The 22,932-nt window shown below is 67.1% G+C and carries 22 protein-coding genes; 17 read left to right on the top strand and 5 right to left on the bottom strand.

Translation table 11 applies throughout. The features are described from left to right. Positions 1 to 224 precede the first annotated feature (224 nt). The 3 genes from ACSG06_RS18810 to ACSG06_RS18800 are packed head-to-tail and all read left to right on the top strand — an operon-like array spanning position 225 to position 2,186. Positions 225 to 1,469 carry an MFS transporter gene (locus ACSG06_RS18810; RefSeq protein WP_440991828.1) on the top strand — a complete coding sequence of 415 codons (1,245 nt, stop codon included), beginning with the start codon at positions 225 to 227 and terminating at the stop codon, positions 1,467 to 1,469. Between the two features lie 22 nt (positions 1,470 to 1,491). Beyond that, positions 1,492 to 1,998 carry a universal stress protein gene (locus tag ACSG06_RS18805; RefSeq protein WP_440991827.1) on the top strand — a complete coding sequence of 169 codons (507 nt, stop codon included), beginning with the start codon at positions 1,492 to 1,494 and terminating at the stop codon, positions 1,996 to 1,998. Between the two features lie 8 nt (positions 1,999 to 2,006). Further along, positions 2,007 to 2,186 (top strand): hypothetical protein, encoded by a 180-nt coding sequence (locus tag ACSG06_RS18800; protein ID WP_440991826.1) that lies wholly within the window; start codon positions 2,007 to 2,009, stop codon positions 2,184 to 2,186. 18 nt (positions 2,187 to 2,204) lie between these two features. On the opposite strand, the gene ACSG06_RS18795 is transcribed toward ACSG06_RS18800, so the two are convergent. Both ACSG06_RS18795 and ACSG06_RS18790 read right to left on the bottom strand, forming a co-directional pair. Next, positions 2,205 to 3,101: a DMT family transporter gene (locus tag ACSG06_RS18795; RefSeq protein WP_440991825.1), complete on the bottom strand. Its 897-nt coding sequence runs from the start codon at positions 3,099 to 3,101 to the stop codon at positions 2,205 to 2,207. A gap of 50 nt (positions 3,102 to 3,151) precedes the next feature. After that, on the bottom strand, positions 3,152 to 4,606 hold the full coding sequence (locus tag ACSG06_RS18790) for an aldehyde dehydrogenase family protein (RefSeq protein WP_440991824.1): 1,455 nt from the start codon (positions 4,604 to 4,606) through the stop codon (positions 3,152 to 3,154). A 161-nt stretch (positions 4,607 to 4,767) separates the two neighbouring features. Between ACSG06_RS18790 and ACSG06_RS18785 the strand changes: the two genes are divergently transcribed. The 7 genes from ACSG06_RS18785 to ACSG06_RS18755 all read left to right on the top strand — a co-directional run bounded on the left by ACSG06_RS18785 (position 4,768) and on the right by ACSG06_RS18755 (position 12,378). Then, positions 4,768 to 5,898 carry an amidohydrolase family protein gene (locus ACSG06_RS18785; RefSeq protein WP_440991823.1) on the top strand — a complete coding sequence of 377 codons (1,131 nt, stop codon included), beginning with the start codon at positions 4,768 to 4,770 and terminating at the stop codon, positions 5,896 to 5,898. Continuing rightward, on the top strand, positions 5,895 to 6,224 hold the full coding sequence (locus tag ACSG06_RS18780; RefSeq protein WP_440991822.1) for a Rieske (2Fe-2S) protein: 330 nt from the start codon (positions 5,895 to 5,897) through the stop codon (positions 6,222 to 6,224). The genes ACSG06_RS18785 and ACSG06_RS18780 overlap by 4 nt, the downstream gene beginning before the upstream one ends. A 157-nt stretch (positions 6,225 to 6,381) precedes the next feature. Continuing rightward, a complete protein-coding gene (locus tag ACSG06_RS18775) occupies positions 6,382 to 7,350 on the top strand; it encodes an amidohydrolase family protein (RefSeq protein ID WP_440991821.1) in 969 nt (322 codons plus the stop codon). Between the two features lies 1 nt (position 7,351). Then, complete coding sequence (locus tag ACSG06_RS18770) at positions 7,352 to 7,807, top strand: MaoC/PaaZ C-terminal domain-containing protein (protein WP_440991820.1); 456 nt, start codon at positions 7,352 to 7,354, stop codon at positions 7,805 to 7,807. 79 nt (positions 7,808 to 7,886) lie between these two features. After that, positions 7,887 to 8,945: a WD40/YVTN/BNR-like repeat-containing protein gene (locus ACSG06_RS18765; protein WP_440991819.1), complete on the top strand. Its 1,059-nt coding sequence runs from the start codon at positions 7,887 to 7,889 to the stop codon at positions 8,943 to 8,945. Further along, a complete protein-coding gene (locus tag ACSG06_RS18760) occupies positions 8,946 to 10,583 on the top strand; it encodes an FAD-dependent monooxygenase (RefSeq protein ID WP_440991818.1) in 1,638 nt (545 codons plus the stop codon). A 76-nt stretch (positions 10,584 to 10,659) separates the two neighbouring features. Continuing rightward, on the top strand, positions 10,660 to 12,378 hold the full coding sequence (locus ACSG06_RS18755) for a thiamine pyrophosphate-requiring protein (protein ID WP_440991817.1): 1,719 nt from the start codon (positions 10,660 to 10,662) through the stop codon (positions 12,376 to 12,378). 12 nt (positions 12,379 to 12,390) lie between these two features. Here the strand turns inward: ACSG06_RS18755 and ACSG06_RS18750 are convergent, their stop codons facing one another. Continuing rightward, a complete protein-coding gene (locus ACSG06_RS18750) occupies positions 12,391 to 13,815 on the bottom strand; it encodes an aldehyde dehydrogenase family protein (protein ID WP_440991816.1) in 1,425 nt (474 codons plus the stop codon). A gap of 590 nt (positions 13,816 to 14,405) precedes the next feature. Here ACSG06_RS18750 and rdfA point away from each other — a divergent pair. The 3 genes from rdfA to ACSG06_RS18735 all read left to right on the top strand — a co-directional run bounded on the left by rdfA (position 14,406) and on the right by ACSG06_RS18735 (position 18,442). Next, complete coding sequence (gene rdfA, locus ACSG06_RS18745) at positions 14,406 to 15,131, top strand: rod-determining factor RdfA (protein ID WP_440991815.1); 726 nt, start codon at positions 14,406 to 14,408, stop codon at positions 15,129 to 15,131. A 76-nt stretch (positions 15,132 to 15,207) separates the two neighbouring features. Beyond that, entirely contained in the window at positions 15,208 to 16,986 is a 1,779-nt protein-coding gene (locus ACSG06_RS18740) for an archaea-specific SMC-related protein (protein ID WP_440991814.1), read from the top strand. 313 nt (positions 16,987 to 17,299) lie between these two features. Further along, the gene (locus ACSG06_RS18735) at positions 17,300 to 18,442 is read left to right on the top strand and encodes a Fic family protein (RefSeq protein ID WP_440991813.1); all 1,143 of its coding nucleotides are present in this window, start codon (positions 17,300 to 17,302) and stop codon (positions 18,440 to 18,442) included. Between the two features lie 36 nt (positions 18,443 to 18,478). Here ACSG06_RS18735 and ACSG06_RS18730 read toward each other — a convergent pair whose 3' ends face one another. Further along, complete coding sequence (locus tag ACSG06_RS18730) at positions 18,479 to 19,714, bottom strand: site-specific integrase (protein ID WP_440991812.1); 1,236 nt, start codon at positions 19,712 to 19,714, stop codon at positions 18,479 to 18,481. Positions 19,715 to 19,904: 190 nt separating this feature from the next. On the opposite strand from ACSG06_RS18730, the gene ACSG06_RS18725 reads away from it, so the two are divergent. Next, a complete protein-coding gene (locus ACSG06_RS18725) occupies positions 19,905 to 20,972 on the top strand; it encodes a zinc-binding dehydrogenase (RefSeq protein ID WP_440991811.1) in 1,068 nt (355 codons plus the stop codon). A 15-nt stretch (positions 20,973 to 20,987) separates the two neighbouring features. Here the strand turns inward: ACSG06_RS18725 and ACSG06_RS18720 are convergent, their stop codons facing one another. After that, positions 20,988 to 21,449 (bottom strand): pyridoxamine 5'-phosphate oxidase family protein, encoded by a 462-nt coding sequence (locus tag ACSG06_RS18720; protein ID WP_440991810.1) that lies wholly within the window; start codon positions 21,447 to 21,449, stop codon positions 20,988 to 20,990. A 258-nt stretch (positions 21,450 to 21,707) separates the two neighbouring features. Here ACSG06_RS18720 and ACSG06_RS18715 point away from each other — a divergent pair, with 258 nt between their 5' ends. From ACSG06_RS18715 to ACSG06_RS18705, 3 genes are all read left to right on the top strand, one after another. Continuing rightward, positions 21,708 to 21,872 carry a hypothetical protein gene (locus ACSG06_RS18715; protein ID WP_440991809.1) on the top strand — a complete coding sequence of 55 codons (165 nt, stop codon included), beginning with the start codon at positions 21,708 to 21,710 and terminating at the stop codon, positions 21,870 to 21,872. Between the two features lie 61 nt (positions 21,873 to 21,933). Further along, positions 21,934 to 22,278, top strand: coding sequence for an Hsp20/alpha crystallin family protein (locus tag ACSG06_RS18710; RefSeq protein ID WP_440991808.1), 345 nt, complete (start codon positions 21,934 to 21,936; stop codon positions 22,276 to 22,278). 9 nt (positions 22,279 to 22,287) lie between these two features. Continuing rightward, a complete protein-coding gene (locus tag ACSG06_RS18705; RefSeq protein ID WP_440991807.1) occupies positions 22,288 to 22,926 on the top strand; it encodes a dienelactone hydrolase family protein in 639 nt (212 codons plus the stop codon). Positions 22,927 to 22,932 lie beyond the last annotated feature (6 nt).

Raw genomic sequence — 22,932 nt, 5'->3', positions numbered from 1 at the left:
ACCGCTTCGACAGGTTCGACAGACACAGCAGGCACGGTCAGAAACACACCCTTAGGGTGTATATATTCTGGTGGCGGTGGTGTGTCGCCGACACGGTCCTACCGTACACAGGCCCGGTAACGCCCGTTCCCACCCCACAGCGAAGGTTTAAGCAGCGACCGACGAGATACCCGTGTGTATGAGACCAAGAACCAGTACTGCGAGGAGTGGCCCCCAACGGTCCGATGGGTGAGCATCAGGACGGCTGGCTCGACGACAGACTACCCGTCGTCGTGACGCTCTGGCTCCTGACGACCGTCGGCTACGCGTACATCATCGTGCCGAGCAGCGTCCTTCCGCTGGTCCGGGAGTCGATGAGTATCGGTCCGTTCGCGGCGAGTGCGCTCATCAGCGTCACGCTCGCGGGTCAGGTACTCTCCAACGTCCCGGTCGGCGTCCTGCTCGACCGCTATCACAACGTCAGGCTCGTGGGGTGGGCGACGGCAGGGCTCCTGTTCGTCGCCGTCTGGGGCTGGTACGCGGCGTCCGCGGACGCGTACTGGTCGCTTCTGGGGTCCCGGTTCCTCGGTGGTATCGTCACCGTCGTCATGTGGACCGCCGGGATCACCGTCACCAACGGGCTGTACGACGTCGGGCGCCGGGCAACCGTGGTCGGGTTCTTCACGACCAGCGCCCCCGCTGGATTCGCACTCGGGCAGTTCACCGGGCCGCTGTTGGCGACGGACGGCTGGGGCTGGAGCTTCGTCGTCTACGGCGTCGCCTGTGCCGGCATCTACGTCGCCCTGACGTTCGCCGCCCGGCACTGTGCGACACCGACGACCCCACAGACTGAGACACCGACGAGCGATCAGTTCCGCCGTGCCCTCGTCGACCGTCAGGTCTGGCAGGTGGCCATCCTCGCGTTCATCTCGTTCTCGGCCTTCCTCGTGCTCACGAACTGGATGCCCAGCTACCTCGTCGCGGAGTTCGACTACTCGCTGGTGTTCAGCGGGGCGTTCGTCGCGTTGTTCCCGGCGATGGGGATCGCCTCCAGGTGGGGTGGCGGGGTGCTCTCGGACACCTGGTTCGACGGGCGTCGACGACCGGTCGTGTTCTGGTCGTTCCTCGTCGCGACGCCGGCGTTCGTCGTGCTCGCACTCGTCAGTGACCCGCTCCTGCTCGTGGTCGTGCTCTGTGTGGCCGGACTCTCGATCCAGCTCGGAATCGGGATTTTCTTCGCCTACGCGAGGGAGATAGTGCCGCCCTCGCTCTCCGCGACCGCGGTGTCGGTGACGAGTGCAGTCGCGGTGCTCGGGGCCACGCTCGGTCCGCTCGTCACGGGTGCGCTGTTCGAGTACACCGACTCCTACACCGCGGTCTTCGGGTACGTGATCGTGCTCTCTGGCATCGGACTCGTCCTCGCTCGAACCGCCCCCGAACCGTCTCTGGAGTCAGAGCGGCAGGGTACCGGTCCGGAGCAACAATTATGACGGTGCTGACCGAAGCGATGGCATGGTAATCCTGGCAGCAGTGGACGGAGAGGACGGTTCGGCGGTCACCGTGGAGACCGCCGCGGACCTCGCTCGTGCGTTCGACGAGGAGCTGGTGGTACTGCACGTGATGTCCGAGAATCACTACGAGAGCGTCCGTGGGCGGCTCTCGTCCGAAGACGCGGTCACCTACCCCATCGAGACGAAGGGACAGATAACGGTCTCATCCGGGGGCGGGAACAGCGGCGGTGGCTACACCGTCGACGCTGCCGCGAACGACGCCGCCGCGGTCGCCGGGGAGGTCGTCGATACCGCCATCGGTGACGACCCAGATGTGACCGTCAGGACGAGGGGACGGGTCGGCGAAGCGACCCAGGAGATCGCCAAGGAGCTCGAACGGACCGACGCCCGGTACCTGGTCATCGGTGGCCGGAAGCGGTCACCCGTCGGGAAGGCCCTCTTCGGCAGTACGACGCAGTCGATCCTCCTGAACACCGACCGCCCCGTCATGACCTGCATGCACGAGTGACCGGCGCCATGGAGCTGCCCGGTGACGAGTTCGACTGTCCACACTGTGCCGACAGTCACACCGTCCGCGAGGACCCGGACGGGTTCAGTCCCGGGCTGGGGTTCCGAAAGCTCTACGTCGAGTGCCCTGCCGTCGACGGCATCATCGTCTGGGCACTCTCGAAGGACTCGTCGCCCGGTGGGTCCTGACGGGGGTGCTCGCGACCGTCAGGTCGTCAGGGTCACGATGATGCCGCCGGCGACGATGATTCCCGCAGCCCCGACGAGCCTCGCGGTCACCTGCTCGACACGCGGCAGGAACAACAACGAGAGCAGCGCGACCACGAGTGGGCTCATCTGTACGATGGGTACCACCATCACGACAGGCGAGACCGCCAGCGCGGCGTAGTACGCGAACAGGAACGAGGTGTTCGTGACGCCGGCGAGCAGTATCCACTTCCTGGCACTCGGTTCGAGTGCAGACGGTGACGGCAGGACGGCGATGCCACGATACCGAAGGTAGAGCACCATCCCGAGGGCGGCCGCGCCGACCTTCACGACGAGACCGACGAGCACCGGCGTCCCCTCCGCGAACCCCAGTTTGGCGAAGGTGGGTTCGATGCCGAAGAAGAACGCGGCTCCGAGCGGGACCACGAGCATCACGGGTGATACGTCCACGACGTTCTCCTCGCTGGTGACGATCTCGCGGGAGACGACCGCGAGCCCGGCGATGATGAGGGCGATGCCCAGCAGGTTCGCTGCCGTGAGCACCTCGCCGAGGACGAGCGCGGCGACGACGGCCGCGTGGAGCGGCTGGGTCGCCTTCACCGGTTCGGTGCGGCTCGCACCGATCTCCTGGATGCTCCGGTAGAACAGCACACGACCGCAGAGCGTCCCCGTGAGGCCGGCGAGTGCGAACGCCCCGACCGCCCGCCACGTCAGGCCGTAGTCCGGGTAGTGATACACCAGTGTGACCGGCACCGCCAGCAGGAGGTTCATCCCGAACGTGTACATCACGACGTCCCTGGAGCGCCCCGCCCGCGTACCCAGCCGCACCAGTATCGACGTCGAACCGAGTGCGAGCGCCGCGAGGACCGAGAGACCGACGCCGACGGCGTCAACCATGGCTGCGTGTCGCCCCCTGTCTGGATCCGGTGCATGCTGCCGTCACTGGCCTACCGGTCGATGTTGAGGTTGACGTTCTTGACCTGGGTGTACTCGTCGATGGCCGGCGTCCCCTGCTCCCGGCCGAACCCCGACTGCTTGTAGCCGCCGAAGGGCGTCTGCGGGAACGTCACCGGGTACTCGTTCACGCTGACCATGCCGTAGTCGAGCGACTCGGCGACGTGGTGGGCAGTGTCGATGTGCTTGGTCCAGATACCCGAGAGCAGCCCGTACGGCGAGTCGTTCGCGATATCGATGGCCTCCGCGGTGTCGGAGAACTCGATGACCGAAAGGACGGGCCCGAATATCTCCTCGCGGGCGATGGTCATGTCGTTCGTGACGTCCGTGAACACCGTGGGCTCGATGAAGTAGCCCGTCTCCTTGTCGGCGGGGACGCCGCCGCCGGTGGCGAGGGTCGCACCTTCGTTCTTCCCGGTCTCGATGTAGTCGAGCACATCGTCGCGGTGCCAGTCCGCGACGAGCGGCCCCATGCGGCCGTCGTCCTCGATGCCGCCACCGAGGGGGGTGGACTCTGCCCGTTCGACGATGCGGTCGACGACCTCGTCGTGGACGTCCTCGTGGACGAGCAGGCGCGAACCGGCCCAGCACATCTGGCCGCAGTTCATGAAGATGCCGTAGTAGCAGCCGCCCGCGGCGGCGTCGAGGTCGGCGTCGGGGAAGACGATGTTCGGCCCCTTCCCGCCGAGTTCGAGCGTGACGCCGGTGATGTTCTGGGCGGCGTGCTCCATGATGGTCGTGCCGACGCCGGTGCTCCCGGTGAAGGCGATGTGGTCCACGGCGTCGTTCGTCGCGAGTGCGGTGCCGGCCTCCCGCCCGGACCCGGGGACGACGTTGAGCACACCGTCCGGGAGCCCCGCGCGCTCGGCAGCCACGCCGTAGTAGAGCGCCGAGAGCGGGGTGGTGCTCGACGGCTTGAGGATGGCCGTGTTCCCGCAGGCCAGCGCTGGGGCGAGCGAACGCCCGGCGAGCTGGAACGGGTAGTTCCACGGCGCGATGTGGGCCGTGACACCGACGGGTTCGCGTCGGGTGTAGTCGATACGGTCGCCCGGAACCGGGATGGTGTCGCCCTCTATCTTGTCGGTCCAGCCGGCGTAGTAGCGGAACGTATCGATGGCCATGCCGACGTCGAGCCCGGCCTCGAACGGTGTCTTGCCGTTGTCGTGGGACTCGACCATCGTGATCTCCTCTTCCAGCTCCTCCAGTGCGTCTGCGAAGGCGTGGAGGTACCGGCCGCGGTCTGCGGGGTCGAGCGTCCGCCACTCGCTTGCCCGTTCGCCCGCGACGGCCGCGGCCTCGACCGCGGTATCTACGTCCGCTGCCTCGGCACAGGCGATGGTCGCGTACGGTTCTTCGGTTGCCGGGTCGACCGTCTCGATGGTCGCCTCCGACTTTGCACCGGTCCAGTCCCCGTCGATATACAGCTCTGTCGGGCCCTCGTATCGCATGGCGTGACCTTGCCTCACATGCCCTTAATCGTTTCCACCAGCTCCCTCGCCGAAACCGGGAGAATCCTCGTGTAGAAGTTCTAGAACTCCCACATTGGAAGGTAAAAAGTACTGATAAATGACGGCAGACTTATGTATTCAAACGAGAAACGTGGGTGTGCATGTCAGTCATAGAGTCAGAGCGATTTCCGCTCACGGAGGAGATGGAGGAGGCGTTCGTGGTCGACGTCGACTTCCACTTCCGGGCACCGGTCGAGAAACTCCTGCCCCACATCCGGAGCGACGTCGTAAAGCGCAACCTGAAGATAACGGGCTTCCCGCCGACGACGTCGTACTGGTACCCCGGCTACGCGACGCCGATGGGGGAGGGCGGGCTGGAAGCCCACGGGACAGTCGAGGACGGCGACGACATCGTCGAGGTGATGGAGGCGATGGGTATCGACATGCCCATCCTCACACCGGGCTACAACAAGCTCCCCGACTCCCAGTACCCCCTGATGAAGACCGAGATCGCGATGGCGTACAACGACTACGTCATCGACGAGGTCCTGCCGACCCACGAGAACATCAAGGCGGTCGGGCTCATCCCGCAGTGGGACCCCGAACTCGCCGCGGAGGAGGTCCGTCGCATCGGTGACGAGGAGGACATCGTCGGGATGTACGGCTTCTTCGGCCACTACGATCTGCTCGGGAACAAGGAGTACGACGAGCTGTTCACCGAACTGGTCGACCGCGACCTGCCACTCGCCCTCCACGGGGGCGGCACCGCGAACTGGAACCAGAAGGACCCCATCGGGCAGTCCCTGCGCACCTGGTCGTGTGCCTACGGCCTCGTCCACCCCGTCCGTGCAATCATGATGACCGGCAACATGATCATGACCGGCGTGTTCGACAAGTTCCCCGAACTCCAGATCGCGATGATCGAGGGCGGCGTGAACTGGGTACCGTTCGTCGGCCAGCGCCTCGACGAGATGTACCAGGACCACCCCGAGGACATCCAGATGGTCGAACGGATGCACGAGATGGGGGAGGTGTACCTCGACAAGCTCCCGAGCGAGTACATCGACGAGAACTTCTCGTTCTCCAGCCAGCCCATGAGCATCCCGAAGAACCCACGTCACTTCGAGGCGACGCTGGAGATGATCAACGCCAAGGAGAACCTGCTGTTCGCGACGGACTTCCCGCACTACACGACCGAGCTCCACAACTGGACCTTCGAGCACAGCGCCATCGACGAGGAGCTGCGCGAGCAGATCCTCTCGAAGAACGCCCAGCGCGTGTTTCGGATATGACGAGGCACGTGGTCGGTGCGGTCGAGGAGTTCGAGCAGGGCTCGGGGCGTGCGGTCGAGGTCGACGGGCTCCCAATCGCCATCTTCAACGTCGAGGGCGAGTTCCACGCCATCTCGAACCGCTGTGTCCACAAGGGCGGGCCGCTCGGGAAGGGCGTCCTGCACTCGGACCTCCCGAGCATCGACGAGGACCGGAAGTCCGTCCACTGTCCGTGGCACTTCTGGGAGTTCGACCTGGAGTCCGGTCGCAGCGTCGTCGACGACCGGGTCGGACTCCGGACGTTCGACGTGAGCGTCGACGGCGACCAGGTCGTCGTCGACCTGTAGGCACCCACGAGGAGGCACCGGGCGACGACGGACGAAGACGCGAGAACGGACGAACGCTGGCGACAGCCGGGAGGAAAACGGGCGACAGCAGACACCCACTGCCACGGGCGACGCGAGTCACCCAAACCTATTTCGTTTGCTAGAGAGACTCAACCACATGGCAGGACGGATAGACGCGTTTGCACACGTGACACCGCCGACGTTCTACGAGGAGATGCGCGAGGTACACCCGACGGCCGCGCTCGAGAACCTCTACTTCGAACCCATCTGGAACCTCGACGTGCGGATTCGGGACATGGACGACCACGGCATCGACAGACAGGTGCTCTCGCTCGCCAACCCGCCCATCTGGCGCGGCATGTCGCCCGAGGAGGCGCTGCCGATGACACGACTGGCGAACGACCTCGTCCGGGAGATGGCCGACGAGTATCCGGACCGGCTGATCCCCGTGGCGACGCTCCCGTACGTCACCGACGACTACGTGGCCGAGTTCCAACGGTGCATCACCGACCTCGACATGAAGGGCGTCCAGCTGTTCTCGAACGAGGCGGGGCGTCCCATCGATTCGCCGGCGCACATGGCCCTCTACGACGTCGCCGCGAGCGAGGGGAGACCCGTGTGGCTCCACCCCCAGCTACACGAGTGGCACACGTGGGACTCGGAGTTCGAGCTGCATCGGACACTCGGCTGGCCGTTCGACACCAGTCTCGCCATGGCGCGACTCGTCTTCAGCGGCGCGTTCGAGCGCAACCCCGACCTCACGGTCATCACGCATCACATGGGCGCGATGGTGCCGTACTTCATCGGCCGACTCACGACGTTCTTCGAGGCGCGGGTGAACAACCCGGACATGTATCCGGCGTTCGAGGCACCCGAGTTCTCGACGACGGTTCGAGAGCAGTTCGAGAAGTTCTACGGCGACACCGTCATCGGCGGCGAGCCGGCCGCCTTCGAGTGTGGGAGAGCGTTCTTCGGCGACGACCACGTCCTGTTCGGCACGGACTACCCGTTCGGGCCGGAGGGTGGACGGCGCTTCATGCGGCAGGCGGTCGACCTCGTCGAGGGTGTCGAGAGCGACGGAACACGGCAGGCCATCTACCGGGACAACCTGGAGGCCCTGCTCTGAGATGGTCACGTACTTCGAGGACCTGCCGGCGGGCGAGGTCGGTACGCTCGGCACCTATCGGATGACCGAGGACGAGATAATCGAGTTCGCGGGGCAGTACGACCCGCTGCCGATACACACCGACCCGGAGTTCGCACGCGGGTCGGAGCACGGTGGGCTCATCGCCAGCGGCTTCCACACGTTCTCGGCGGTCAACAGCGTCGTGACGGAGGGATTCAAACGGGACCTCGCGGTCGTCGCCGGGCTCGGCATCGACGGGCTTCGGTGGTACGCTCCGGTCCGGCCGGGCGAGGAGCTCACCGTCGAACTGACCGTCGCGGACGCCCGACGCTCCGAGAGCGACCCGAGTAGAGGCATCTACCGGCTCGTCGTCACCGCCCTCGACGACGAGGGGGAGCGGGTCATCTCCTACGCCGACTCGGGGTTGATCCGAACTCGTGGGACGGGCGATCCGTAACCGGGGGCCCGAGACAACCGCTCGAACGTACCGGGAACCTGAGACAACGGCTAAGTAGTCCCTCCGTGATTGTGATATGATGGCACTCCTCATGGGGACAGACGACGGACTGTACCGAGCTACCGACGTGCCGTTCGGCGAGGGCGAGGCGGCGCAGGTCCTTGACTGCGGCCGCGTCACACAGGTCGAGAACCTCACACACGCCGAGGCTGTGTTCGTCTGCTCGACTGCGGGTGTCTTCCGGTCGACCGACGGTGGGGAGACATGGGACGAACTCGACGTCCCGACTGGCGGGCGCTACTGGTTCGAGGGCGACGACATCGTCTTCTCCGTGCAGGCGACCGAGGACGCGTTGTTCGCGGGGACGAACCAGCCGGCGCTCTACCGCTCCTACGACGACGGCGATTCGTGGCACGAGCTCCGGACCTTCCGTGAGCTCGAATCACAGCCGCACTGGGAGTCCCCGGAGGACCCGAAGCGCGCCCGCATCCGGAACATCGAACAGCCGCCGGATGCGCCGAACAGGATCGTCGTCGCCATCGAGGTCGGCGGCGTCCACGTCAGCGACGACGGGGGCGACACGTGGCGCGACTGCCGCGAGGGCGTCGAGGACGACGTGCACCACGTCCTCCCGCTGACCCGGGACTGCTGGCTCGCAGCGACGGGCTACTTCGACCTCGAACTCGAACACGTCGGGCTCCAGACCGGCCTCGGCCACGCGACTGGCTGGGGCGGGCTGTTCCGGACGACCGACGCCGGAGACACGTGGACTCGCCTCGAGCCAGGCAACGAGTACTCCTACATCCGGCGGGCGTTCACGCACGACGGCACGGTCATCTTCAGTGGCGCGAACGGAGCGCCGCCGGACTGGGAGACGGACAGCCACGAGGCGGCGCTGTTCGAGTCGACGAACTTCGGCCGGACGTTCGAGCGCGTCGACTATCCCGGCGAGCCCCGCGACGTCATCGAGGACTGGGTCGTCGAGGACGCGGGGACCCTGCTCTGTGGCGGGGGGCTGTTCGACATCCCCGATCCCCGGCTCGACGTCGATGGGCAGGTGCTGCGCCGCCACGAGGACGGCACCTACGTGACCGTCGGGTCGGTGCCGTCGAGCATCGGACGGATGGAGCTGGTCTGAGTGTCAGTACCCCCGACCGAGACACGGGTCCTCGTCGTCGGTGGCGGACCGACAGGGCTGTCGGCCGCAGCCGAACTCGGCCTGCACGGTATCGAGAGCGTGATCGTCGAGCCACGGACGTACGTGAGCCACACCAACCCCCGGGCGAAGCTCACGAACGTCCGGACGATGGAGCACTTCCGTCGCTGGGGCGTCGCCGACCGGATCCGCGAGGCGGCGAACCTCCCCATCGGCTGGTCGCAGGAGGTCGTCTTCTGTACGGCCCTGCTCGGCGACGAGCTCGCGCGGTTCGACAACGTGTTCGGCATGCAGCCGTCCGAATCGTACGCCGAGCCGGCCCAGCAGATTCCGCAGTTCCTCACCGAGGATACCCTGCGGGACGTCGCCGAGGAGGACCCGCACTGTACGCTGACGACGGGCTGGAAGCTCGTCTCGCTCGAACAGGACGATGGAGGCGTGACGGCGACGGTCGAGAGCACGGTCGAACGGATGCGCGTCGGTCGTGGCGAGCGACGAGCGATCCGCGCCGAGTACCTGCTCGGCTGCGACGGCGTCAGGAGCACAGTCCGCGAGGAGATCGGCTCCGCCTACGAAGGGGACGCGAGCCCCCGCCAGAACCTCGGGGTGGTGTTCAGGGCGCCACATCTCGCGGAGCGCCACGGCCTCGGTCCAGCGGTCCACTACTGGACCCTGACGCCGGACGTGCAGGGATTCATGGGCCGGCTCGACCTGGAGGACCGCTGGTGGCTCATCGCCGTCGGCGTCGACGACCTCGACGCCGTCGACCCGGAGTCGCTGGTCCACGAGATGGTCGGCGACGAGTTCGAGATGACGGTGCTGACGACCGACCCGTGGTCCGCGAAGATGCTGCTCGTGGACGAGGCACAGGAGGGCCGTGTGTTCCTCGTCGGGGACGCGGCCCACCTGAATCCTCCGTGGGGCGGTCACGGCTACAACACGGGGGTCGCCGACGCGGTGGACATCGGCTGGAAGCTCGGTGCGGTGCTGAACGGGTGGGCAGACCCCGCACTGTTGGAGACGTACGAGACGGAGCGTCGTGGCGTCCACGAGGAGGTCGTCGACGTCTCGACGGAGAACATGCAGTCCTCGCCCGCCGATCTCGTGTCGGGTCACGTCGGTGATGCAGGAGAGGTTGCGACGAGCGACTACGGGGAACTCGCCGCCGAAATCTACGAGAAGAAGAAGCTGGAGTTCCACAGCCTCGGGATGGTGCTCGGCTACCGGTACGACGATTCCCCGGTCGTCGTGGACGACGGAACGGTGGCACCGCCGCTGAGTCGGACCGAACACGTCCAGACGACGTATCCGGGGGCGCGCCTGCCCCATAGCTGGCTCGAACGCGAGGCCGACCGCTCGCTGTACGACGAACTCGGGCCGGGGCTCACCCTCCTGCGACTCGACGCCGGGCTGTCGGTCGACGGCCTCCGGGGTGCAGCTGCGGACAGGGAGCTCCCACTCTCCGTCGTCACGGTGAACGGAGATCGTCTCTCGCACGACTACGATGCGCCACTGTTGCTGGTCCGCCCGGACCAGCACGTCGCGTGGCGCGGCACCAGCGACCCTTCCGACCCGGCCTCGGTCCTCGCGACGATCTGTGGGGACACGCTCGGCGCCTGAGTGTCGGATGGCCGGCCGTGGCCGAACCGTGCGGTGTACTACCAAACTATAAGCTCCGGGCGACGCTTGAATGACCATGGACGTCCCGCGAGAGCCACCCGACGAGACCGCGGAGTCGACCCTGACGAGCGCGGCGGAACGACTGCTCAGGGCGTGGCGCGAACACGGCGTGGAGTACATCTTCGCGAACCTCGGGACCGACCATGCGCCGCTGCTCGAGGCGACGGCACGGCTCCGCGAGCGTGGCGATGCCGAGGCGATCCCCGCTGTGGTGGTCTGCCCCCACGAGTTCGTCGCGATGAGCGCGGCGCACGGCCACGCGGCCGTCTCGGGGCGGCCGCAGGCGGTCCTCGTCCACGTCGACGTCGGCACACAGAACCTCGGGGCGGCGATGCACAACGCCCATCGGGCGAACGTGCCGGTGTTCGTCGCGGCGGGGCTCGCGCCGGTCACCGACGCGGGCCACCTCGGGTCGCGGAACCACTTCGTCCACTACCACCAGGACGTGTTCGACCAGACGGGAATCGTCCGGGAGTACTGTCGCTGGACCTATGAGTACCGCCCCCCCGCCGACCCCGCAGACCTCGTGGCCCGTGGGCTCGAACGGGCGCAGGACTTCCCACCAGGCCCCGTGTATCTGACCGCGACACGGGAGGCACTGGAGGCCCGCTTCGAGGAGGGAGAGCTCCCGCCGATGCGGTCGGTGACGACGGCCGCTGCGCCAGGCCCCAGTGCACAGTCCGTCGCCGGAGTGGCCGACGCCGTCTCGGCGGCCGAGGCACCCGTCGTGATCACTGGCGGCACGTGCGACCCGGAGAGCCTCGTCGCGTTCGCAGAGGCGACCGGTGCCGGCGTCGTCGAACACGCCCCGACGAGGGTCGGCTTCCCCCGGGACCACCCACAGCATCTCGGCTTCGACCCTGCCCCGACGTTCGACCGGGCCGACCTTATCGTGCTCGCGTCAGTCGAGGTCCCCTGGATTCCGTCACGCGATGGACCCGCTCCGGAAGCGACGGTCGTGCAGATAGACCCCGAGCCCACGAAGCGCACCTTCCCCGTCTGGAACTTCCGCGTGGACGAGCGAATCGCGGCCGATCCCGGAGAGACGTTCGACAGACTCGTCGAAACACTCGACGGGGGGCGGGCGAACGGATTCCCCTTCGCCGATCTGGCCGAACGGCGACGGGTGGACCGCACCGAGACGCTCGAACACCATCGCGAAGCCGGGGCGTTGACCCCCGAGGTCGCAACCGACGTGGTGAACGAGATCGTCGACGACTCGACGATCGTCGTGGAGGATGCCGTCACCTCCATGGGCGCGTTGCGGGAGTACCTCGACGTGCCGGTCGGTGACGGGATGCTCTCCAAGGGTGGGGCCGGGCTCGGCTGGGCTGGGGGTGCCGCCGTCGGTGCGAAGCTCGCGCGGCCGGACGCTCGGGTCGTCTCTATCGTGGGTGACGGAGCGTACCTGTTCACGCACCCCGCCGTCTCGGCGTGGTTGGCGGCCGCCGTCGGCGCGCCGACGCTGACCGTCATCTACGACAACGGCGGCTGGAACGCGGTCGAACGGGCGACGGTGAGCCAGTACCCCGAGGGGGTCGTCGAGAACGACGGGCTGCCAGAGAGGCGGTTCGACCCCCCACCTTCGCTCACTGCCCCGGCGGGAATCGTCGATGCGCACACGGCCATCGCTGAGAACGAGCGGGAGCTCGAAGCCTGTCTCGAGGAGGCGGTCACCGCGGTCGATCACGGTTCGCCCGCGGTGGTCCATCTCCGACTCGACGAGCGGCCATGACGGAACGACAGTTCACTGGTAGCTGATCGTCGCGCTCTTGACCTGCGTGAAGTGCTCGATGGCGTGGTGACCCTTCGTGCGACCGATTCCGCTCTCCTTGTAGCCGCCGAACGGTGTCTGCGGGGCCAGTATCGGGAACTCGTTCACCGCGACCACGCCCGTCTCCATGGCGTCTACCAGTCGGTGGACCCGCGAGACGTCGTCCGTCCAGATGACCGCGTACAGGCCGTACTCGGTGTCGTTGGCACGCTCGATGACCCCCGGTTCGGTCTCGAACTCGTGGAGCGTCTTCACCGGGCCGAACAGCTCGTCGCAGGCGACGGGGTCCGTATCGTCGACCCTGTCTAGCAGGGTCGGGCTGTAGAAGTTGCCCTCCGCCCGGGGAATCGTACCGCCGGCGAGGAGCCGGGCACTGTCGCCGACCGCCTCGTCGACGTAGTCGGCGAGTCTGTCGCGGGAGGCCGGCGAGATGACTGGCCCGACGTCGGGTTCCTCGTCCCAGGGGCCGACCTCCAGCGAGTCGACGGCCGTGGCGAACCGGTCGGCGAACTCGTCGTAGATGTCCGCGTGGACGAAGAAGCGCGAGATCGTGAAGCAGATCTGTCCCGCGTTGTCGTACGCCTTGACCCCGTCCCGGACGACAGCGTCGAGGTCGGCGTCGGGAAAGACGATGCACGGTGTGTTCCCGCCCAGTTCCAGGTCGACCGGTGTGAGTGTGTCCGCGGCGGTCTTCATCACCTGCTTGCCGACGGTGCGCGAGCCGGTGAAGCTGATGCCGGCGACGGTCTCGCTCTCGGTGATCGCCTTGCCTGCGGCGGCGTCCGCATCGGTCACCACGTTGACTGCCCCCGGCGGAAGGCCAGCCTCTGTCAGGAGTTCAGCGAGCCGCAGGACGGTCAGCGGCGCGTCGGGCGAGGGCTTCGCGACGACCGTGTTCCCGCAGGCCAGCGCCGGGGCGAAGCTCCGTGCTGCAAGTATACTGGGCGAGTTCCAGGGGACGATGTGGCCGGTGACGCCGAGCGGTTCGCGGACGGTGTAGCTGTGGCGGTCACCGTCGATGGGGATGGTCTCGCCCTCGATCTTGTCGGCTATCCCGCCGTAGTAGTCGAAGAAGCCGATTGCACCGCCGATCCGTCGCCTCGACTGCGCGAGGGGTCGCCCGGTCTCCAGGGTCTCGGTCCGGGCGAGGTCTTCGCGATGCTCTCGCAGGAGATCGGCCGCCTGCAGCAGTCGTCTCCCTCGTTCGCTGTGGTCCACCTGCCGCCACTCCTCGAACGTCGTCGCGGCCGAGTCGATCGCCAGCTCTGTGTCCTCGGCAGACGCGGACGCGACCCGCGCCAGCGACTGGTTCGTCGCCGGGTCGAGGACCTCGAACTGACGTTCTCTCCCGTGCCAATCTCCGTCGATGTACAGCCCATACTCCGCGCTCAGAGGCATGCGCCTCGTTGGATGCCAACGTACTTCATGATTTGCGTTCGGCGTGGTGGCCCGTCGACCGCCCCGACCGGAGGTGGGTCGTTCGAGCACTCACCCGAGCCCGTAGTAAGGTGTGTTTTCTCTCCCGGAAGACGAGTCCGACGGCCTCGCGGTGGCGTGACTGGAGCTCCGCCACGAAATATAAGGAAACTAGATTGTCTGGGGAGGTATTCGCCAACTTACTATTGGTGTCTGGCACGCGCTGGGTGTTCGTTCAATGATACAATGTGTCCGTACTCCGCTCGTTTCGCTCGACTCTCGGCCGGAACGTGAGCGAGCCGCCTCCGCTGACGTTGGACTAGCTGGCGGAGAATTTTCGAACGGGAACGCGCTCGAATCCGGCCGACAACGGGAACTTCCGACAACAATCGCTCCAGTTCCTGGGAACCTGCTAGATTCCTGAGCGCCCAAACGTGTCCGATAAATATAGGTATCTGGTACTCTAGCAGTCTGCCCTGGGGGCGGGTGCTCGGTTCTCCGATGAACCGCCAGATGGTCGTCTCGCGTTTCTAGCAGGTACCTTTATTAATCCGTTTCTCCAAGGGCCCGTAGTGACCAACACGGCCTGTTGCAAAGTCGGTTTACTCGTCGACGAGTACGATCTGGACTCCAGTGAGGCGACCGACGACATCGACGACCAGCTGGTCTCGCGGTGGCTCGGAACGGGACGGCAGTCTGCTGTCGGCTATCGGACGCTCACCGAGTGGTTCAACAAGCGATTGCTGCGGCAAGCGTACGAACGGGCGGGCAGAACCACGATCAATGCGCGTATCGACGGCGACTACGAGGCGCTGACGGACGACGGTATCGAGAAGATGGAGGTCCTCGACGAGCTCGCAGCCGAGGGGGTCGACGGCGAGGCGGTCCTCGACGATATGATCTCCTGGAGCACCATGCGAAACCACCTGAAGGAGTGCCTGGGGGCGAGCAAGGAGCAGCAACAGGCCGACACCGACTGGGAGCGGGAGAGCATCGAGATCGCCCGCGAACGGAGCACGGCGAAGGTGAAGGAGGCACTGAAGTCGTTCAAATCGAAGGGACGGATCGAGGACGAGCAGGACATCGAGGTCGACGTCCGGATACAGCTCTGTTGCAGCGAGTGCCCTTCGCGGGTCCCACTCGACGTCGCACTCAACCGGAACTACGTCTGTCCGGACCACCGGTCGGTCGCCCCGGAGGAAGCCGAGCGGTCCGTCGAACTCATGGGGAACGCGAACGACTCGTTCCACTGGTCGACGTCGGTCCACCACAGACAGGAGCCGTCGTTCGGCCTGTGACAGGTCGGCGACAGCTTCTCCAACCCCCCAGCGTCCCGTCCACGAGTTTAACTACCGTACACACCAACCCACAAGCATGACCTGGACCCTGGATATCGAGAACATCGCCGGCATCCTCGACGGGGAGACGACCGTCGAGCCCGGTTTGAACGCGGTGCGAGCAGAGAACTGGCGCGGCAAGTCGAGCCTCATCCGGTCGCTACAGACCGCGATGGGGACCCGGTCGCCGTTGACAGAAGGCGCGGCCGAGGGTCGCGTGACGTTGCGGACCGACACCGACGAGTACGAGGTCAGACTGCGCCGTGAAGGACGTACCGTCGCCCGGGATGGGACGCCGTATCTCGCGGACGAGTACGACCGTACCTGTGCTTCCCTCTACGCATTCCTGACCGAGGACAACCCGATCCGGGCGGCGGTGCAGAACGGCGAGAACCTCGAAGCGTACCTGACGAAGCCGCTCGAACTCGAGAACATCAACGAGCAGATCGCCGACCTCCAAGCGGAGCGGTCGCAGGTGGAGTCAGAGCTGAACAGAGCGCAGTCGGCCAGCGAGAACCTCGTCTCCAAACAGAAGCGCATCGCATCGCTCGAGGAGGAACTCGCGGAGCTAAAGGCTCAGCGGGAGTCTATCGAGGAACCACCCGAAGACGCCGGGTCACGTGACGACCTGAGCAGTGCGCGGGCCGACCAGGACCGCATCGAGGGGCAGATCGAGCGACTCGAGAAGAGTATCAACCGTATCGAGGAGAACCTCGCGGAACACGAGGCCGAGCTGGCGGACCTCGAAGTCCCCGACCACTCCGCTATCGACGATGACCTCGCGCGTCTCGAGGAGCGGGTCCAGGAGCACGAGTCGGACGTCGAACTGCTGAAATCCGTCTACAGCGCGAACAGGCGTATCGTCGAGGAGGGCCGTACGGAGCTCGTCTCGGACATCGACCGGGGGCTCGTCGAGGACTCGATGTCCTGCTGGATCTGCGGCTCGGAGACGGAACGTGGAACCATCGATGCCCGACTCGAGGCCCTCCAGGAGAAGATCACCGAGTTGGAGGAGGACGCGAACGCGTACCGGGCCGAGAAGCGAGCACTGCAGTCGAAGAAGGACGAACAGCGACAGCAGGAGCGGCGAGAGCGGGAGCTCGAACGGCAGATCGGGGACCTCGAGTCCCAGCTCGAGGAGCGTCGTGAGAGCCTCGAGCGGAAGCGCGACTCCCTCGCGGACGTCACAGACAGGGTCGAGGAGCTCGAAGAGACGGTCTCCGAGCAGGAGAGCGAACTGACGGCCGTCGAGAGCGAGATCAAGTACACGGAGGAGCTGCTCGCCGACCTCCGTTCGGAGGTCGACACACTCGAAGACCAGGCCGGTCAGCAGTCGATGCTGGAGGAGGAGCGTCAGTCCCTCTCCGACGAGATCGAGACGCTCCGGACCCGCCGTGAGCGGATGAAGGCGGAGACGCGTGAGGCGTTCTCCGAAGCGATCTCGGAGATAATCGAGACGTTCGAGACTAGCTACGAGAGCGCGCGACTGACCTCGAACTTCGATCTCGTGGTCGCCCGGGACGGTCGCGAGGCGTCGCTCGACGCGCTCAGCGAGGGTGAGGTCGTGTTGCTCGGCCTGGTCGCCGCACTCGCGGGCTACGAGGCCTACGACGTGGCGGACAGGGTCCCGGTCATCCTCGTCGACAGCCTCGGTGGGCTGACCGACCGGAACCTCCACCTCCTCGTGGACTACCTCTCGGACCGCTCGGACCGGGTCGTCTGTACGGCGTACCCCGAACAGTCGTCGTTCGAGGGCCACGAGATCGACCCTGCCGAGTGGGACGTGGTCTCGGACGAGGTCGAATCCACGGCGTAGGTGGCACGCGTATCCAGCCAGGGCTGCCGGCGTGTACTCGTCGAAATCCCTGGGTTCGACGTTGGATGCAGCGGTTCACCGGTCTCCGAACCGATTCCGCTGGCCGACACAGACTGCTCTCATAGCCCGCTAAATCATCTTTCTGGAACTCGGTGGATTTAGAGCGCTCCGTACCCGGTCTGTGTCAAGCTCGACCGCGCCGGTCTCGCCCGCGAGCAGTCGCCGTTGACGCAGCGCGACTCGGAACGCAGCTAAATCTTCTACTCCACGATCCAGTAGATTTAGAAGGGTTCGGTTCGGAGTCTGCGTCAAGATGGACCCCGAGGACTTCGCGGCCGGGCCGGGAACCATAGACGAGTACGACGGCCTCCCGTGCTACCGTCCGGCCAGTCTGCCACCGGAGATCGAGTACACCGACGACCTGCTCCGGGTGTACGGCGACGCGCAGTACGCGCTCGGCCGGCTGGCGACACTCCACCGGAACGTGGACAACGAGAACCTGCTCATCGCCCCGTTCGTCGTCCGCGAGGCCGCGATGAGCTCGCAGATCGAGGGCACGAACGTCACCGTCTCGGACATCATCCTGCACGAGATCGACGGCTCTCCGGAGCGGTCGGCGGCCGACTCGCGGGACGTGCGGGAGGCGTACAACTACGTCGACGCGGTCAGGCAGGGGTTCGAGCGCCTGGGTGACGGTGAGCAGATGAGCGTCGATCTGATCCGGGAGCTCCACGACACACTGCTCCACGACACCCGGGGCGTCGACGAACATCCGGGCGAGCTCCGGGACGTGCCGGTGTACATCGGCTCGCCGGACGGCTCCGCCGAGAGCGCCCGGTTCGTCCCGGCGAACCCCGACACGGTCGACCTGCTCCTGGAGCAGCTCGTCGCGTACATCAACCGTGGGTCGTACCCGCCGCTCGTCGACGTGGCCATCACCCACTACCAGTTCGAGACCATCCACCCGTTCCGCGACGGGAACGGCCGGCTGGGCCGGCTGCTGATGATGCTCCAGCTCTACCAGGCGGGACTGCTCCCCGAGCCGTACCTCTACCTGAGCGCGTACTTCAACCGGCGACGGCAGCGGTACCTGGACCTCCTCCTGGCGGTGAGTCAGGACGGGGCGTGGGAGGAGTGGATCACGTTCGTCCTGAACGCGGTCGCGGAACAGGCCATCGACGCGTACGACTGTGGGGTCGAGCTCCAGGCGCTCCAGGCCGAGTACCACGACCTGTTCCCGAACCGCCCGGCGGTCCGTGACGTGGTGGACTACGTCTTCGAGGAGCCGTACCTGACCGCCAGCCGGGCGATAGACGCCACCGGCCGGTCACGACAGGCGGTGTACGACGCCATCGAGGCACTGGAGGCGGAGGGAATCGTCGAGGAGATATCCGGCGGGGAACGGTACCGCGTGTACGAGGCGCCAGAGATAATCGACGTCGTCGGGTCGCCCTGAGTCGACCGAGGGTACCGCGGGGGCGACCCGCCCCGGTCAGAGGTCCACCTCGTCGAGGGCCTCCGTCGCGACGTCGCCGAGCTCGCCCGCCTCGATGTGGGAGTAGCGGTCCCGGACCATCTCCTCCGAGTTGTCGAGGTACCGGGCTGCCACGGTGTAGCCGAACGCCCGGACGAGCACCTCGCCCATCCCGCGACGGCCACCGTGAGGTGCGAGGTAGTCGTGTTTCGGGTGGTCGATGGACACGTCGCTCGCTTCGGTCACCCGCCGCAGGACCGAACGGCCGCCGTCGGTCGTCAGCGACGGGGGGCGGATGTCCGCGTCGAGCGCGAGCAGCAGATCTCGGGCGTGTTCGTCGCGGCGGGCGTCGATCTCCGCGGGTCGCAGCCCCCGGTCGGCCAGCTCCTCCCGCACGAGGTCGGCGAGGGTCCGCTGGTCGAAGGTGGGGAACACCGGCCAGCGGTCGCTCGGCGGGTCGAGCAGCCGACGGTAGCGACGCAGCGGCCCGATGACCGGGTCGGGCAGGCTCGCCGCGTCCCACTGCTGTTTCTTGCGGTAGACCTCCATGCTCCCCGATTCGAGGTCGACCTCGCTCCAGCGGACGCCACGTCGGCGCGGGTCGTCCGGGTCACGGAGCACCTCGCCGATGCGGACGGCGGTGTAGGCGACCACGAACACGAGTGCGCGGTCCCTCGCGGCACGGATGGCGCGGTACCGGGCCCGCCCGCGGTCGAGCGCGTCGGTGTCGTCGGGGAGGGTCGTGAACGACTCGACCGCCTCCCGGGCCGCCGCGTCGACGTGCCGGGTCAGGGCGTGGCGCTGCTCGGGGGTCCAGGCCTGCTGGTCGCCGGGTTTGCGCCCGTCGTCGCTGGGCAACGGGGCCGTCGCACTCGCCCGCTGGGCGTGGTGGGCGCTCAGGTAGCCCTCATTGACGCACCAGCCGCACCAGGCGGAGACGTACGCGTAGTACGTCTGGACGGTGTTGGGCTTGAGCCCGCGGTCGCCGGCGAGGTGGCGTGCGTACTCACGGAACACCCTGTCGTCGAGGTCGGCGAACGCCGGTTCCCGGTCATCGGCGGGGACGATGCCGGCCCAGTCGTCGGGGCCACGGTCGCCACGTGCCCAGTCCGCGAAGCGTTCCAGCTCGCGGGCGGCGTTCCGACGGTAGTTCCCGCCCTGGCCGCCGCGACCCTTGCCCTTGTCCTGGAGGTATCGCTCGAAGGTCGCCGCGAACGGGCGGTCCTCCCGGTCACCCGACGCCCGTCGGTTCATCGTTCCACCTGCCGAAGAACAGCCCTCCAGCCCTCCTGCCCGTCACTGGCGGGGAGAGCGGACGCGGTCGACGTCTCCTCGGCGATAGCCATTCTGTGGACACTGTGTGGCACCGGCATTTAGCTCTTGTCGGTCCCGCACCGCCACGGCCGACCGCAGAGCTAAGGTGGCTCCCTCGTTCCGTCCGGGTATGCGCGCAGCAGTCCTCGAAGCCTACGGCGAGCCGCTCAGCATCGAGTCCGTCCCGGAGCCAGAGCCCGAACCCCACGGAGCGGTGGTCGAGGTCGAGGCCTGTGGCATCTGCCGCAGCGACTGGCACGCGTGGCAGGGCCACGGCGAGTGGGCGGACGACCAGGTCTCCCTCGGGCAGGTGCTCGGGCACGAGCCCGCGGGCCGAGTCGTGGCGGTCGGCGAGGACGTGACCCGGCTCTCGGTCGGCGACCGGGTCGCGGTCCCCTTCAACCTCGGCGACGGTGCCTGCCCGCACTGCCTGAACGGTCACGGCAACGTCTGCGACGACGGCCACGCGCTCGGCTTCGAGATGGACGCCCAGGGGGCGTTCGCGGAGGCGGTCCACGTCCCGCACGTCGAGTACAACGCCGTCGAGCTCCCGTCGAACGTGGCGCCAGAGGAGATGGCCGCGCTCGGCTGTCGCTACGTGACCGCGTTCCACGCGCTCTCGCATCGCGTCGACCTCGCCGCGGGCGACTGGGTTGCGGTCCACGGCTGCGGTGGACTCGGCCTCGCGGCGGTCCAGCTCGCCGCCGCACTCGGGGCGGGGGTCGTCGCCGTGGACGTCCGCGAGGAACCGCTCGCACTCGCCAGCGACCTCGGTGCCACGACGACGGTCGACGCCTCGACGGTCGACGACGTGCCGGACGAGGTCGCGGCGGTGACCGGCGACGGGGCCCACGTCTCGGTCGACGCGCTGGGCCGTGCGGAGACGTGTCGCAACAGCGTCGACTGCCTCCGGACGCGTGGCACCCACGTCCAGCTCGGGTTGACGACCGAGGCAGAACGGGGCGAGGTGTCGCTGCCCATCGACGCCATGACGCGCTGGGACATCTCGTTCCTCGGCTCCCGTGGGATGCCGCCGACGCGCTACGACGAGCTCCTCAGGATGATGGAGACGGGGCGCATCGACCCCGGGGCACTGGTGACCCGACGCGTCCCGCTCTCGGCGGTGTCGGACCGGCTGGCGGCGATGAGTGACTACGGGACGCGTGGGGTGGAGGTCGTCACGGAGTTCGGTCGCTGAGGGCGCTGCCCCCGGTCAGTCGAACGACGTCCTCCGTCCCGTCACCGAGTCGGCATCGAGCCGGACGATGACGATCTCGATCTCCTCGATGTCCTCGTCGAACACGCGGATCGGTGAGAAGCGGCGGTTGATCTCCGCGGTGTCGAAGCGGTCGTGGTCGGATTCGGGGATCCGACTGAGCGACCCCTCCACCATGACGCTCCACGAATCGATCCCCCGGGGGTCCTCGGTCTCGTCGGCCCCGTAGACGACGTAGGAGACGGCCCCGCCTCCGTCCAGCAACTCCCGTTTGTGGCTGTCCTCGGTCATCCCGAGCCGGAAGTAGAGGTCCTCGCCGTCGTAGTAGTGCGCGAGCGGGATGCCGTAGGCGTCGTCGTCGTCTGCAAGCGACAGCACGCCCGTCCCCTCGGCCTGCAGTCGCTCGGCTATCTCCTCGTCGTCCATGCCGTGAGTGTAGGCGTACTCGATGTGTTCCATGGTGACCTTCTGGCTACGTACGACTACGGTGGACACCGGTTTAGGTCGTGCGGTGGTGGCCCCGTCGAACGGGTCACGTGTGGGGGAAACTGGAACCACTCCGGGACGATGGCGGACCGCACAGAGACGATGGCCGGCCGCTCCGAGACGATGTCCGACCGCTCCGGGATGACGCCCGCAGGGGTCCCGCGCCCAGAGATAACACCGGGCCAACAGGACGGCACAAAGGTTAGGAGGTCATGCGTGCAATGGTAGCACATGCCAGACACCCGAAGTGGGCGAGACAAGAAGGCACTCGACGAGGAGCGGAGACAGCGGGAGCGCGAGATGCGGGAAGCGCTGGAGGAGATAGAGGAGGCTGACCTGGAGTACGAAGAGCTGCTCGAGGACCTGGTGGAACGGGAGCTCGCGACCGACGAGTAACGGCACTGCGGACGGTTTTCGACCAATGAGACGCAAGGAACCGCGGACGGGAGCGCGCGGTGTGGAACAGCAAGGGGCCGGGCAGCGTCGCCCCGGCGAGGACTGGTTCCCGGTCGATCTGGAGGACCACGGGGACGAGTTCGTCGTCACGGCCGACCTACCGGGGTTGCGGACCCAGGACATCGACGTGAGCGTTCGGAAGGCCCGCGTCCGGATCGTCGCCGACTTCGGCGACGGTGACGCGGAGCGGTACCTCGCGCGGGAACGCGGTCGCGGCGAGCAGTCCCGCGTCCTGCACCTGCCCGAACACGCCGACGAGCGACGGGTCTCGGCGAACTACACCGATGGCGTCCTCAGGGTCCACCTCCCCAAGCGTCACCGGCCCAGGCGGGTCGAGGTGGAGTGAGGGCGCCGGATGAGCGACCCGGAGGGGCTGCAGGTCTCGATTCCGGCTGGTCCGGTCTCCCTCGAGGGCGAGCTGCACCTGCCCGAGGATTCGGCCGGGCTCGTCGTCTTCGCCCACGGCAGCGGCAGCAGCCGGCACAGCCCCCGCAACCAGTACGTCGCCTCGGTGCTTCGCGAGCGGGGCCTCGGGACGCTCCTGTTCGACCTGCTCACCGAGGCCGAGGACCGGACGTACGAGAACCGCTTCGACATCGACCGACTGACCGACCGGCTCGGGGCGGCGACCGACTGGCTGCGCGAGCGCGAGGACACCGCCTCGCTCTCGGTCGGCTACTTCGGCTCCAGCACCGGTGCGGCCGCCGCGCTCAGGGCGGCTTCGGCACGCGACGATGTCGATGCCGTCGTCTCACGCGGTGGTCGGGTCGACCTCGCGACGGCCCGGCTACCGACCGTGGCCGCGGCGACGCTGTTCGTCGTCGGTGGGGCCGACACGCAGGTGCTGGAACTGAACCGCGACGCCTTCGCGGAGCTGAACTGCGAGAAGGAACTCGCCGTCGTCGAGGGTGCGGGGCACCTGTTCGAAGGCGAGGGTGAGCTGGAGCGGGTGGCGGAGCTCGCCGCGGACTGGTTCGGCGAGCACCTCGGGTGACGAACA

This window comes from Haloarchaeobius baliensis (assembly GCF_052060055.1).
GTDB lineage: Archaea > Halobacteriota > Halobacteria > Halobacteriales > Natrialbaceae > Haloarchaeobius > Haloarchaeobius baliensis.
This window is presented reverse-complemented; position numbering and strand designations above follow the sequence as displayed.